Annotated in this window: 11 protein-coding genes; 3 read left to right on the top strand and 8 right to left on the bottom strand. The window is 75.1% G+C overall.

The genetic code is table 11. The features are described 5' to 3' along the window. Positions 1 to 17: 17 nt before the first annotated feature. From ACIP64_RS23255 to ACIP64_RS23240, 4 genes are all read right to left on the bottom strand, one after another. Complete coding sequence (locus tag ACIP64_RS23255; protein ID WP_401589869.1) at positions 18 to 446, bottom strand: hypothetical protein; 429 nt, start codon at positions 444 to 446, stop codon at positions 18 to 20. Further along, positions 443 to 961: a hypothetical protein gene (locus tag ACIP64_RS23250; RefSeq protein WP_360917090.1), complete on the bottom strand. Its 519-nt coding sequence runs from the start codon at positions 959 to 961 to the stop codon at positions 443 to 445. Before ACIP64_RS23250 ends, ACIP64_RS23255 begins: the two co-directional genes overlap by 4 nt. Before the next feature lie 121 nt (positions 962 to 1,082). Next, the gene (locus ACIP64_RS23245) at positions 1,083 to 2,021 is read right to left on the bottom strand and encodes a tellurite resistance/C4-dicarboxylate transporter family protein (RefSeq protein ID WP_401589866.1); all 939 of its coding nucleotides are present in this window, start codon (positions 2,019 to 2,021) and stop codon (positions 1,083 to 1,085) included. A 70-nt stretch (positions 2,022 to 2,091) separates the two neighbouring features. After that, positions 2,092 to 3,684 carry a serine/threonine-protein kinase gene (locus ACIP64_RS23240; protein WP_401589863.1) on the bottom strand — a complete coding sequence of 531 codons (1,593 nt, stop codon included), beginning with the start codon at positions 3,682 to 3,684 and terminating at the stop codon, positions 2,092 to 2,094. A gap of 218 nt (positions 3,685 to 3,902) precedes the next feature. Here ACIP64_RS23240 and ACIP64_RS23235 point away from each other — a divergent pair, with 218 nt between their 5' ends. Together ACIP64_RS23235 and ACIP64_RS23230 are read left to right on the top strand one after the other, a co-directional pair. Further along, positions 3,903 to 5,063 carry an exonuclease SbcCD subunit D gene (locus ACIP64_RS23235; protein ID WP_401589860.1) on the top strand — a complete coding sequence of 387 codons (1,161 nt, stop codon included), beginning with the start codon at positions 3,903 to 3,905 and terminating at the stop codon, positions 5,061 to 5,063. After that, positions 5,063 to 8,065 (top strand): AAA family ATPase, encoded by a 3,003-nt coding sequence (locus ACIP64_RS23230; protein ID WP_401589857.1) that lies wholly within the window; start codon positions 5,063 to 5,065, stop codon positions 8,063 to 8,065. The genes ACIP64_RS23235 and ACIP64_RS23230 overlap by 1 nt, the downstream gene beginning before the upstream one ends. On the opposite strand, the gene ACIP64_RS23225 is transcribed toward ACIP64_RS23230, so the two are convergent. Next, a complete protein-coding gene (locus ACIP64_RS23225; RefSeq protein ID WP_401589854.1) occupies positions 8,033 to 8,479 on the bottom strand; it encodes an Lrp/AsnC family transcriptional regulator in 447 nt (148 codons plus the stop codon). The genes ACIP64_RS23230 and ACIP64_RS23225 overlap by 33 nt on opposite strands. Positions 8,480 to 8,573: 94 nt before the next feature. Between ACIP64_RS23225 and ACIP64_RS23220 the strand changes: the two genes are divergently transcribed. Further along, complete coding sequence (locus ACIP64_RS23220) at positions 8,574 to 9,083, top strand: rhodanese-like domain-containing protein (RefSeq protein ID WP_401589851.1); 510 nt, start codon at positions 8,574 to 8,576, stop codon at positions 9,081 to 9,083. A gap of 337 nt (positions 9,084 to 9,420) precedes the next feature. Here the strand turns inward: ACIP64_RS23220 and ACIP64_RS23215 are convergent, their stop codons facing one another. The 3 genes from ACIP64_RS23215 to ACIP64_RS23205 all read right to left on the bottom strand — a co-directional run bounded on the left by ACIP64_RS23215 (position 9,421) and on the right by ACIP64_RS23205 (position 13,010). Next, a complete protein-coding gene (locus ACIP64_RS23215) occupies positions 9,421 to 10,230 on the bottom strand; it encodes an ATP-grasp domain-containing protein (RefSeq protein WP_401589849.1) in 810 nt (269 codons plus the stop codon). 216 nt (positions 10,231 to 10,446) lie between these two features. Then, a complete protein-coding gene (locus ACIP64_RS23210; RefSeq protein ID WP_360913800.1) occupies positions 10,447 to 10,977 on the bottom strand; it encodes a GNAT family N-acetyltransferase in 531 nt (176 codons plus the stop codon). A 359-nt stretch (positions 10,978 to 11,336) separates the two neighbouring features. Further along, positions 11,337 to 13,010 carry a DUF885 domain-containing protein gene (locus tag ACIP64_RS23205; protein ID WP_401589846.1) on the bottom strand — a complete coding sequence of 558 codons (1,674 nt, stop codon included), beginning with the start codon at positions 13,008 to 13,010 and terminating at the stop codon, positions 11,337 to 11,339. Positions 13,011 to 13,059 lie beyond the last annotated feature (49 nt).

Here is a 13,059-nt window from a genome sequence, read left to right as displayed (position 1 = left end):
GCGGCCACCGCCCTGCGTCATACGGCCGTGAGCTCGCTCAGCTGCTCCGCCGCAACGGTGTTCCCGCTGTCGGCGAGGCGGCGCAGTTCGTCCATGTCGCCCTGTTCGGTGGCGAGTTCGATGAGCTGGTCGGTGGCGTCGCTGTTCCCGGTGTCGGCGAGGCGGCGCAGTTCGTCCATGTCGCCCTGTTCGGTGGCGAGTTCGATGAGCTGGTCGGTGGCGTCGCTGTTTCCGGTGTCGGCGAGGCGGCGCAGTTCGTCCATGTCGCCTTGCTCGGTGGCGAGTTCGATGAGTATGTCGGCGGCGTCCCGGTGTCCCGCGTCGGCGAAGGTGCGGAGCAGGTCCATGTCGTCGTGCTCGACGGCCAGTTCGATCACCTGGTCGACGGCGTCGCGGTCGCCGGCGTCGGCGAGGGCGCGGAGTCCGGCGGGAAGGTAGTCGGTCATGGTGCGGTCTCTCCTCGGTGTTCGTCCGGTGCGGGCAGGGTCCCGGCGGCCCGGAGGGCGTCGCGGTGGGCGTGCCACTCCTCCAGGAGCAGGGGGAGGCGCTCGCCGAGGAAGTCGGCGAGGGCGACCATCTCCTCCAGTGGCGCGCGGCGTTCGGCGGGGGCTTCGGTGAGCAGGGCCAGTCCCTCTCGGAAGAGGGCGGCGTGTTCCCGGTGGACGGCCGAGTCGAAGTTCTGCGGCTGCTGGCTCGCCGGGTCGAGGACCACGCGGTCCACCCGCTCGCCGGCGGCGCGGGTGCGGCGTGCCATCCGGTACGTCTCCAGCAGCTTGACGGCACCGGTGATCGCGCTGCGGCTCGCCAGCAGGGCGTCGCTCAGTTCGTCGATCGTCTGCTGGGCGGGGTCGCAGACGAACAGGTAGCCCAGCAGGCGCCCGGCCATCGGGGGGAAGCCGTACTGGCGCGCGTAGAAGCGGCCTACGTGGTCGGCGAATATCAGCTGGGCGTCGTGGGGCACGATGAAGACGATATCAGTACCGACTGAGATGACAGAAATTAGTGTCATATGAATTATCCCGGCATGACGTCCCTCGTGCCGGAACGGTGTGCAGCACCACCATGCGCCGCCCGGGCCCAGGTCATGGCGAACCTCCGCCGCGCCGCGCCGAGCGGACCGCACCGGCCGCCGTCAGGAGCCACGCCGCCACCGCCACCCAGAGCAGCACGCGCCCGAGCACGTCCAGCCCGGGGAAGCCGGTCGGCGCGGCGGCCGACAGGGCCGACACCGCGGTCATGCCGAGCGGGAAGACGGTGGCCCAGCGGCGGATGTCGTACCGCCGCCGGGGCCAGCGGAGTTCGGCGTAGACCAGCACGGGCAGCCACAGGAGCGCGGCGGCCAGCAGGACCAGGGCGGCGGCGCGCAGCGGGGCGTGCAGGGCCGGGGCCCAGCCGAGCGGGCCGTCGGGGTCGGCGGCGGCCGTCAGCCGGTCGCAGGCGAGCGCGACGATCGACAGGGCGCCGCCCGCGATCCAGTGGTCGCCGGAGCCGGTCCGGATCTGGTGCCGGTCGAAGCGCCCGAACGCCACTCCGTAGAGGGCGACGCCGAGCAGCGCGAACGCCAGCGCGGGCCCGCACAGCCAGTCGAGCCGCCGCGCGAGGGCCAGCGTCGCGGCGCCCACGGCCAGCGCCTCCGTGGCCACGCAGACGAGGAACACCACCCCGGGCAGCCCCCGCTGCCTGCCCCGGAGCACCGGCACGAGCAGCGCCGGCCACAAGGCCGCGGACAGGGCGAGCGCGGCCGCCGCGGCGGTCTGCAGGCCCTGCTGCGACAGGCAGGTGCCCAGGATGCAGGTGGCCGCCACCGCGGTCAGCGCGGGAGGTGTCAGCGCCTCCTTGCGCCAGCGTTCCGGGCAGTGCAGGAGCCGTACCGCGAACACCGCCGCGAGCGCGGCCCACAGCACGCCGGCGACCACGAGTGCCGCGACGGACAGCGTGCGGTGGCCGGTCAGCCCGAACCCCACGCTGATGATGGCGGTCGCCATCACGACGGTGCCGGCCGCGGGTGTCAGTAGGTTCACCGTGCCCACGGTGGGCCGTGCCGTGCCGCGGGGCACCTCCCCACGCCGTCGTACCGCCGTCCGGGCTGCGTCAGGCCTTCATGACGCGGGTGACCTTGCCCTGGAGCGTGGCCTGGATGTAGCACGTGCGGCTGTGGTCGCCCGTTCGGTAGAAGGACATGTAGCGCTCGTGGTCGATGAGGCCCGATTCGACGATCAGGTACAGGTACTGCGGGTGCGCCACTCCGCAGTCCCTCTCGGCCCGCTTCATCAGGGCGGGCAGTGCGTCCCAGTTGACGGAGTCGAGGTCGATCAGGGCGTCGTCGGGGTCGATGGTGCCGCCGGCCCCCCAGGGGCCCGCCTTGCCGTCGCGGTAGAGGGAGCCGTCGTAGATGGTCTTGTCGGACTTCGTGGGGGCGTCGAAGGTCGCGAAGTCCGGGTACAGGGTGAGCCTCAGCACCTTGGTACCGCCCGAGACCCCCCGGACGACGCCGGCCATCGAGCGGGCCCCCGAGACGCTGAGCAGCGTCCCGGCGGCGTCCGACGAGCTGGTGCCGCGGGGCGTCCCTGAGGTGTGCGCGCCGGCGTCGTTCAGGCCCGGCAGGAGGTTCCAGAGCAGGACGCCCGCGAGGGCGACCGCCGCGACGGCGCAGGCGCCGGCGACGGCCCGGCCGCGGCGGCGGGAAGGGCGGACAGGCGGGGTGCCCGTGGTCCGGTGGTCGCGCGTCGGCGGCGGCCCGTAAGCCGCGGGCACGGGTCCGAAGCCGGCCGGTACGGCGTCGGAGGGCGCCGGGTGAACCGGGGCCGGAACCGGGTCCTGCGGCCCGGAGGTCCCGGCGCGCCCGGCCTCCGCGAGCATCCGGTCGAGGCTTTCCGCGTCGGGCCGCGCGCCCGGGTCGCGTACGAGGAGTGCGTCCAGCACCGGGGCGAGGGGCCCGGAACGCGCCGCCGGCGGGAGGGGCTCGTCGAGGATCGCGACGAGCGTGGCGATGCTGGTCTCGCGGCGCAGCGGATGGGCGCCCTCCACCGCGACGTACAGCATCATGCCGAGCGACCACAGATCGGACGCGGGGTCGCCCTCCTTGCCGCGGATCCGTTCGGGGGCGATGTACTCGGGCGAGCCGATGAGGCCGCCGGTGGTGGTCAGCCGCGAGGCGTCGCCGAGCGTGGCGATGCCGAAGTCCGTGAGCACCGGGGTGCCGTCGGGCCGCAGCAGCACGTTCGCCGGCTTCACGTCGCGGTGCTGGACCCCGGCCGCGTGGGCGGCGCACAGCCCGGCGAGGACGCCGCGCCCGATACGGGCCGCCTCGTGCGGCGCCAGCGGGCCCCGTGCGATCACGTCCTGGAAGGTGCCGCCGGTGACCAGTTCCATGACCAGCCACGGGTGTGGAAGGTCCGCTGTGTCCACGATGTGGTGGATCGTAACGACGTTGGGGTGGTGCACCCGGGCCAGCGCGCGGGCCTCGCGCAGCACGCGCTCCCGCAGTTTCGCCGCCGCCCCGGGGTCGGTCTCCCCCAAGTCCGGGTCCGGCAGCCGGACTTCCTTCAGCGCGACCTCGCGGTGCAGCGCGGTGTCCCGGGCCCGCCACACCAGGCCCATGCCCCCGCCGCCGAGGCGTTCCAGCAGCTCGAACCGGCCGTCGACAAGGGGGGCGGGGGGTCTGCCGGAGTCGCTCGCCGTCATGGCGGTCATCGTACGGGCGCCACCCACGTCCGGGGACGCCTCTTGACCGACCTTGCCCGGATTCGGACTCCCAGGACGCGTTGTCACAGGTGGCGGATAGCCTGATCTCCGAAGCGCATGGGAAGGGTGGGGACACCGGGTCCCCTGCGGAGCACGTTGCACACCGAGCACACGGAACGAGAGCCGGAGGAGCGGGACATGCGGGCGGGAGAGCCGCGATGAGGCTGCTGCACACCTCCGACTGGCACCTGGGGCGGTCGTTCCACCGGGTCGGACTGCTGGACGCCCAGGCGGCTTTCGTCGACCACCTCGTGGCCACCGTGCGCGCGGAGGGCGTCGACGCCGTCCTCGTCGCGGGCGACGTGTACGACCGGGCGCTGCCGTCGCTGCCCGCCGTCGAGCTCTTCGACCGCACCCTGCACCGGCTCGCCGGCCTCGGGGTGCCGACGGTGATGATCTCCGGCAACCACGACTCGGGCCGCCGGCTCGGCGTCGCCTCCGGACTCATCGACCGCGCGGGCATCCACCTGCGCACCGACCCGGCCGGGTGCGCCACCCCCGTCGTCCTCGCCGACGCGCACGGACCGGTCGCGCTCTACGGGCTGCCTTACCTCGAACCCGCCCTGGTGCGCGAGGAGTTCGCCGTCGAGCGCGCCGGGCACACCGAGGTGCTGTCGGCCGCCATGGCGCGCGTGCGCGCCGATCTCGCCGAGCGCCCCGCCGGCACCCGCTCCGTGGTCCTGGCGCACGCCTTCGTCGCGGGCGGTGCGCCCAGCGACAGCGAGCGCGACATCACCGTCGGCGGTGTCGCCGCCGTGCCCGCCGGGGTCTTCGACGGCGTCGACTACGTCGCCCTCGGCCACCTCCACGGTGCGCAGACGATCACCGAGCGGGTGCGCTACTCCGGCTCCCCGCTGGCGTACTCCTTCTCCGAGGCCGACCACCGCAAGAGCATGTGGCTGGTGGACCTCGGCCCCGACGGCTCCGTGGCCGCGGAGCGGGTCGACTGCCCGGTGCCCCGGCGGCTCGCCCGGATCCGCGGCCGCATCGACGACCTGCTCGACGACCCCGCCCTCGCACGCCACGAGGACGCCTGGGTGGAGATCACCCTGACCGACGCGTTCCGTCCGCACGACGCCATGGCCCGGCTGCGCGAGCGTTTCCCGCACGCGCTCGCGCTCGCCTTCGAGCCCGAGCGCGCGGACGAGGACCCGCTCGCCTCGTACGCCGAGCGCCTGCGCGGCCGCAGCGACCGCCAGATCGCCGAGGACTTCGTGGCCCATGTGCGCGGCACCGCCCCCGACACCGCGGAACGGGCCGTCCTGCGCGACGCCCTGGACGCGGTCCGCACCGACGCCGCCCGCGCGGAGACCGACTGATGCGCCTGCACCGCCTGACCCTCACCGCCTTCGGCCCCTTCGCCGGCAGCCACACCGTCGATTTCGACGAGCTGTCCTCGGCGGGGCTGTTCCTGCTGCACGGCGCGACCGGCGCCGGCAAGACCTCCGTGCTGGACGGCGTCTGCTACGCCCTGTACGGAGGGGTCCCGGGCAGCCGGCCCGGCAACCGCCTGCGCAGCGACCACGCCGGTCCCGACACGCCGACGGAGGTCGTGCTGGACCTCACCGTCGGCGGCCGGCGGCTGGAGATCACCCGCCGCCCCGAGCAGCCGCGCCCGAAGAAGCGCGGCAGCGGTTTCACCATGGAGAAGGCGGTCACGCTGCTGCGCGAGCAGTCGGCTGGGCAGTGGCGCGCACTCAGCAAGTCGCACCAGGAGGCGGGGGAGGAACTGCTGCGGCTGATCGGCATGAGCCGCGAGCAGTTCTGCCAGGTCGTGCTGCTGCCGCAGGGCGAGTTCGCGACCTTCCTGCGGGCCACCGCCACCGACCGCGCCGCGCTGCTCGGGAAGCTCTTCGACACCCGGCGCTTCAAGGCGGCCGAGGAATGGCTCAAGGCCCGGCGCAACGCCGCCCAGGCGCGGGTGCGGGCGGGCGACGACGAGCTGCTGCGGCTCGCCCACGGGATGCAGCAGGCCGCCGGCGAGGGGGCGGAACGCCTGGAGGCATGGCTGCCCGAGGGCGCCGACGCGGGGCATCCGGATTTCGCCCCGCACGTCCTTCAGTGGGCGGCGGTCCTGCGGGCGGCGGCCCACGAGCGGGCCGCCGTCGCCGACCTCGCCACCACCGCGGCCGAGACGCGGCACGCGCGGGCCCAGCGCGCCGCCGAGGCCGTGCACGAACTCCACGCCCTCCAGCGGCGGCACGCCGCGGCGTCCCGCCGCGCCGGGGTACTGGCCGGGCAGAGCGAACTCCGGGACCGCGAGGAGGCGCTCCTGGAGACCGCGCGGCGGGCCGAGGGCGTCGGTCCCGCGCTGGAACTGCGGGACCGCGCCGCCGCCCGGCACCGGCGCGCCGCCGAGGAGGAGCGTGCCGCCCGCGCGGCCCTCCCCGGGGCGCTCGCAGGTGCCGGTGCCGAGCAGCTCACCGCGTACGGGAACGGCCTGCGCGAGGAGTTGGGGAGCCTGGCCGAGGCCGTCCGCGCCGAGCAGCGTGCGGCCGAACTCGCCGCCGAGCGCGCCCGGCTGGAGCGGGAGACGGATGCCGACGAGCAGTTGATCGCCGACACCGGCGCCTGGCTGGAGGAGTGGGAGGGGGCCCGTCCCGGCCACGAGCGCCGGATCGACACGGCCCAGTCCGCCACCACCCGTGCCGCAGAGCTCGCGGGCACCCTGGAGTCCTCCCGCCGCAAGCTCGCGGCCGCCCGTGAACGCGACCTGCGGGAGAGGGAGTTGCGGGACGCCGAGGAACGGCTCCGGGCCGCCCGGGACTCCGCCGCCGACGCTCGCGACCACTGGCAGGACGTCCGCGAGGCCCGGATCAACGGCATCGCCGCCGAACTCGCCACCCGGCTCCGCGACGGCCAGGGCTGCCTGGTCTGCGGGGCGACCGAGCACCCGCACCCGGCCACGCCCTCGGACCGGCAGGTCGGCCGCGCCGAGGAGGAGGCCGCCCAGGCCGCCCACCAGGACGCCGCCGCCGCCCGCGAGAACGCCCAGGCGCACGTCGCGCGCGTCACGGCGGCCCGCGACGCCGCCGTCGCCGAGGCGGGACGGACGCCCGAGGCCGAACTCGCGGCCTCCCACGCGGAACTGGAGCGCGCCTTCCGCGAGGCGTCCGCCGAGGCCGCGACGCTGCCCGAGGCCCGGCAGGCCCTCGACCGGGCCGTCGCGGAGCACACCCGGCGTACCCGGCTGCGGCACGAGGCCGAGAGCCGGGTCGCCTCCGTCGTCTCCCGCCGCGAGGTGCTGGACCAGGAGCACGCGGCGCTGACCGGACAACTGGAGCGGGCCCGGGGCGAATGCGCCACCGTCGCCGAACGCCGTGCCGCTCTCGCTGCGCAGGCCGAACGGATCACCGCCGCGGCCGGGGCCGCCCGTGCCGAGCAGGAGACCGCCCGCGCGCTCAAGGAGGCCGACGCGGGCCTCGCCGACGCCGCCTACCGGGCCGGGTTCGAGACCCCCGAGGCCGCCGCCGCGGCGCTCCTGCACCCGGCCGAGGTGCAGCGGCTGCGGCAGCGCGTGGAGGAGCGCCGCCGTGAGGAGACGGCCGTCACCGCGGAACTCACCGCGCTGGACGTCGCGGAGGCGGCCGCCCTGCCGCCCGCCGACCCCGAGGGCGCCCGGCGCGCCGTCGAGGACGCCACCGGCGGGCTGCGCGGTGCCGCGGCCCGTCAGGACGCGGCCCGTACGACCTGCGACGCCCTCGGCCGCCTCGGCGCCGAGGCGCTGTCCCGTACCCGTGAACTGGCGCCCGCCCGCGCCGAGTACGCACGGCTGCGCCGCCTGGCCGACCTGGCGACCGGGGCGGGCGAGAACACGCTGCGGATGGAGCTGGAGACCTATGTGCTGGCGGCCCGCCTCGAACAGGTGGCGGCCGCCGCGAGCGTGCGCCTGCAGCGGATGTCCTCCGGCCGGTACACCCTCGTGCACACCGACGCCCGCGCCTCACGCGGCGTCAAGTCGGGCCTCGGCCTGATGGCCGTGGACTCCTGGACGGGCACCGAACGCGACACCGCCACCCTGTCCGGCGGCGAGACCTTCTTCGCCTCCCTCGCCCTGGCCCTCGGCCTCGCCGATGTGGTGACCGACGAGGCGGGCGGGGCCCGGCTGGACACCCTCTTCATCGACGAGGGGTTCGGCAGCCTCGACGAGCAGACCCTCGACGAGGTCCTGGACGTGCTCGACGGGCTGCGCGAGCGGGACCGCGCGGTCGGCATCGTCAGCCATGTCGCGGACCTGCGGCAGCGCATCCCGGCGCAGCTCCAGGTCGTCAAGGGGCAGCGCGGTTCATCACTGCGCCACCGCGCGGCGGGCGAGCGGTGAGGAGTAGACGACGTTCGTCGTCACCGAACCGAGCCCGGAGACACGGCCGGTGATCTCCTCCAGGTGACGCATCGAACGGGCGGTGACCTTCAGGATGAAGCAGTCGTCGCCCGTGACGTGGTGCGCCTCCAGGATCTCGGGCGTCGAGGCCAGCAGGTCGTGGAACGGCTTGTAGTTGCCGTGCGGATAGCGCAGCCGGACGAACGCGAGGATCGGGCGGCCGATCCGGTCGAGGTCGACCACCGCGGAGTACCCGGTGATCACCCCGGCCTCCTCCAGTCGGCGCACGCGCTCGGTCACGGCGCTGGCGGACATCGCGACCGCCCGCGCGAGTTCGGCGTAGCTGGCCCGGCCGTCGTGCTGGAGCGCGTCCAGAATGCGCCAATCGGTGGCGTCAAGGGATTCCACGGTCATGGGCCGTGTCTAGCAGGGGATTCCCCGGCCGGGCAACCGTGAGGCCGGGGAACGTGCCTTCCGGGTGCCGGCCGCCGACCGTAGATTCCTGCTCATGACATCGACCTCCGCGCCTTCCGTGCCCGCCGCCGGCACCACCACCGACAACCCCGTGCTGCGGGTGCCGCCCGCCGCGCCCGCCGACGCCGCGGCCCACTTCGCGGCGAGCCTGGCCTTCCACACCGATGTCGCCGATGTCGCCGGCGCGCTGGCCGCCGGCGGCGACCCCGGCTTCGTGCTGGTCGACTCCCGCTCCGCCGAGGCCTGGGAGCAGGGGCACATCCCCGGCGCGGTCCACCTGCCGACCGCGCGGATCCCGCACGAGGCGCCCGCCCTCCTCGACCCCGCCGTCCCCGTCGTCGTCCACTGCTGGGGCCCCGGCTGCAACGGCGCCACGCGCGCCGCCCTCGCACTGGCCGGGCTCGGCTACCGGGTCAAGGAGATGCTCGGCGGCATGGAGTACTGGATCCGCGAGGGCCTCGCCTACGAGACGGCCGCGGGCAGCGAACGGCAGCCCGCCGACCCGCTCGCGGCTCCCGTCGCGGCCGGCGACTGCGGCTGCTGACGCTCGGCGCGAGCCTCACCGGGGGCCATGAACACGCCGTGCGAGATGCGGGGCTGTCCCGGCCCGCCGCCCGGCTGGGTGGCGGTGCCGGGCCTCGCCGTCGAGCCTGGCCGGTACGTCCGGGCCGACGGCCAGACGTTCAGCGGACAACGGAGGCGACGGGCCTACGGAAGAGGTGGTCCGGGGTCATCGCACGTGCCTATCTGGCCCCCCCCAACCGGCCGGGAGGGGGAGTACCCCGGCGCGGCACCGACCCCGCGGCGAACAGGGCGGGGCCTGCACTTACCGCGCCGGGTACGCGGGAGGGGCCGGTACCCCCGGGCCGACGGCCCGGTGTTCAGCGCACGACGGTGGCGACGGGCCGTCGGAAGCGGGCGTCGCCCGCCATCCCGGGCCCCTGCGCCGGGGCCGCGGCGCGCAGCACCACGTCGAGCACGGCATCTTCGTCGCAGGCGTAGTGCCCGCTCGCCCAGGCCGCGTTGGCCTCGACCACGGCCCAGTTCCCGGCAACACGACCGACGTCGACCACGACGGCGGAGGGCAGTGCGGGCACCCCGGGTGCGAACAGCCGCGCGGCGAAGTCCAGGACTCCGCCCCGCGCGGGGTCGGCGTCCAGCGGTGCCACGTCCAGCTCGCCGCCCGTCGCGTACCGGCTGCCCGTCAGCACCTGCCCGTCGCACAGGAAGAGCCGGTACTCCACGTCAAAGGCGACGATGTCGCTGACCAGCACCGGCGCGTCGTCGTCCACCGCGTCCGGCCCCGGCAGTCCGCTGCCGTCCCGGTACACGCGGGCCGGGAAGCTCTTGTCGTTGGGCGGCTTGACGAAGGCCGGCCGCCGCAGTCCGCGGGCCTCCGCCAGGGTGGTGAACTCGATATGACGTTGCGTCAGCTCCAGGGGTAGGCGGGCCAGCCAGTCGGCGTCCGCCTCCAGCAGGGCCAGCGACAGTCCCTGGTCGCCCGCGACCGCGTCGGCGAACAGCGGCCCGGCGTACAGGGACGGGCCGGGCGCGGTCGACAGCTCGGCCGGCACGCGCCACTCCCGCAGGGTGTGCGCGGGAATGCCGCGCCGGTGCGCGGCGGTCGCCAGCGCGCGGCCGGTGGCTGTGGTGCGCGGCGAGAGGAAGAGGGTGCGGGCCGAGGTGTTCACGAGGGTCGATGATGCCCCGGCGCACCGCCGGGCGACACGGATTTAGCTGCCGGTCAGGCGACGCGCCCGAACCCGGCGCGTTCCAGGACCCGTTGCGAGAGCCGGTTCGCCGGGGCGGTCGTGGCGAGCACCGTGCGCGCGTCGGCGCGGGTGAGTGCCCGGTGCGAGGGGACGCGGACGGCGTCGGTGGCCCGGTCGGCGCCGCGTGCCGACTTCTCAGGCGGCGCGCAGCCGCAGTTCGTAGGCTCGTTGTGCGTCGCGGTCCGCGACCCGCCCGAACCCGGCGCGTTCCAGGACCCGTTGCGAGAGCCGGTTCGCCGGGTCGGTCGTGGCGAGCACCGTGCGCACCTCGGCGCGGGTCAGCGCCCAGTGCGAGAGGACGCGGACGGCGTCGGTGGCCCAGCCGGCGCCGCGTGCCGACTCCGAGAGGTCGTAGCCGATCTCGACGACCCGGTCGTCGACGGAGGGCGGGCCGTGGAAGCCTATGCCGCCGAGGGCGAGGCCGTCCTCCGACCGCTGGATCACGAACAGCCCCCATCCCGGCGCGTACACCCCGGCCGCGGCCGCGATCGTGATCATTCCCGCGGCGAGGACGGTGCCCTCGCCGGGCCCGCCGTCGATCCACGACAGCCCGGCCGGTTTGCCGTCGGCGAGCCGGGCCGCCTCCGGGGGGAGCTGTTCGCGCAGGACGATCCGGCCGTGGGTGAGCACCAGGCGGCCCTCGTCGTGGCAGGCGTGCGGGATCATCGGGTGGCACCGTTCCTTCGGGGACCGGGGGTGCCGCTGAGGCGGCGCGGGCGGCGTGGGCGGTGGGGACCGGGGGCGCACGAGCGGGAAGGCTCGTGGCGCCCGCGCCGGCCGGGCGGCCGGCCGGTCCCGCGGACCCCGGGCACCCGGGCGATGTCCGTCCGTGCCACCCCGGTCGCGTCACGGCACGGACGGACCGGTGGACCCGTACAGAAGTCGAGCAACACCCCCATAGGTGCAGCCTATCCGCCCCGTGCCTCGTCAACAGGGCGTTACCGGACAGTCACTCGACGGAACGCGCCACACCGCCCGCGTCCCGCCGTCCGGCGGCGGTGCGGACCGCCGCCGGACGGGCACGGTCAGAGCCGGGACAGCTCGTCGACGAGGTCGTCCAGGCCCAGGGAGCCCTGGGACAGGGCGGCCATGTGCCAGGCCTTGGCGTCGAAGGCGTCGCCGTGGGCGGCGCGGGCGGCCTCCCGGCCCGCGAGCCAGGAGCGCTCGCCGAGCTTGTAGCCGATGGCCTGGCCGGGCATGCCGAGGTAGCGGATGATCTCGCTGTCGAGCATGGCGGCGCTGAGCCCGTTGTACGCACCGAAGAAGTCGCGGCCCAGCTCCGGGGTCCACGTCTCGCCGGGCCGGTACGGGCTGTCGTCCGGGATGCGCAGTTCCAGGTGCATGCCGATGTCGAGGATCACACGGGTGGCGCGCAGCATCTGGGCGTTGAGGTAGCCGAGGCGCCGGCCCGGGTCGGTGAGGAAGCCGAGTTCGTCCATCAGGCGCTCGGCGTACAGGGCCCAGCCCTCGGCGTTGGCGCTGACCTGGCCGATGGTGGCCTGGTAGCGGGAGAGCCGGTCGGCGACGTAGGCCCACTGGGCGAGCTGGAGGTGGTGGCCGGGGACGCCCTCGTGGTACCAGGTGCTGACCAGGTCCCAGACCGGGAAGCGCTCGCGGCCCAGCGTCGGCAGCCAGGTGCGGCCCGGCCGGGAGAAGTCGAGCGAGGGCGCCGTGTAGTACGGGGCGGCGGCGCTGCCGGGCGGGGCGATGCGGGACTCGACGTGCCTGACCGGCTCGGCGAGGTCGAAGTGCGTGCCGTCAAGCGCGTTCATGGCCTCGTCCATGAGGGCCTGGAGCCAGTCGCGCACCGCGTCGACGCCCTCGATCGCCTCGCCGTGCTCGTCGAGGTGGGCGAGCGCCTCCATCGGGGTGGACCCGGGCAGGACCTTCTCGGCCTCGTCGCGCATCTCCGCCTCGATACGGCGGAACTCCTCCCAGCCCCAGGCGTATGCCTCGTCCAGGTCGAGGTCGGAGCCGGTCCAGTAGCGCGCCCAGGTGGCGTAGCGCTCCCGGCCGACCGCGTCGGAGGTGCCCTCGACCGACGCGGCGTAGGAGTCGCGCAGCCAGTCGCGCAGCGCGGCCACGGCACCGGTCGCCATGGCGGCGCCCGCGTCCAGGTCGGTGCGCAGCGCCTGCGGGCCGTCCTTGACGAACTGGGTGAACCAGCTGCCCGCCTCGTCGTCCAGCCACTCGCCGAGCTGCACGACGACGGTGGCGACCTGCCGCGGGCCCGCCGGCAGCTTGAGTTCCAGGCCCGCCTCCAAGGAGGCCTGGTAGCCCGCCAGGGCCTCCGGCACCGCGCGCAGGCGGGCGGCGACGGCGGCCCAGTCCTCGTCGGTCTGCGTGGGCATCAGCGTGAAGACGTTGCGGACGGCGTGCACGGGGGAGTGCAGGTTGCTGACGGCGCGCAGGCCCTCGCCCGCCTCGTGGACGGCGAGTTCGGCGGTGAGCCGTTCGCGCAGCAGACGTGCGCAGCGGCGCTCGTCGTCGTCCGGCACCTCGGCGGAGTCGAGGGCGGCCAGGGTGCGCCGGGCGAGGTCCGCCTGGGCCTCCAGACCTGCCGGTGAGAAGTCGGGGAGCCGGTCCTGCCCGGTCCGGACGCCCAGGTACGTGGCGGTGATGGGGTCGAGTTCGGTGGCTGCGTCGACGTAGGCGTCGGCTACCGCGCGGGGCAGTGCGCTGCTGGTGGTGTCGGACATGGGCAACATCCTGGTACGGAGCGCCGGGCCGCGTCATCACCATTGCGGA

Source organism: Streptomyces sp. NPDC088733, assembly GCF_044751185.1.
In the GTDB taxonomy this organism is placed as follows: Bacteria; Actinomycetota; Actinomycetes; order Streptomycetales; family Streptomycetaceae; genus Actinacidiphila.
The sequence above is the reverse complement of the archived record's forward strand: the minus strand, read 5'-3'. Positions and strand labels throughout refer to the sequence as shown.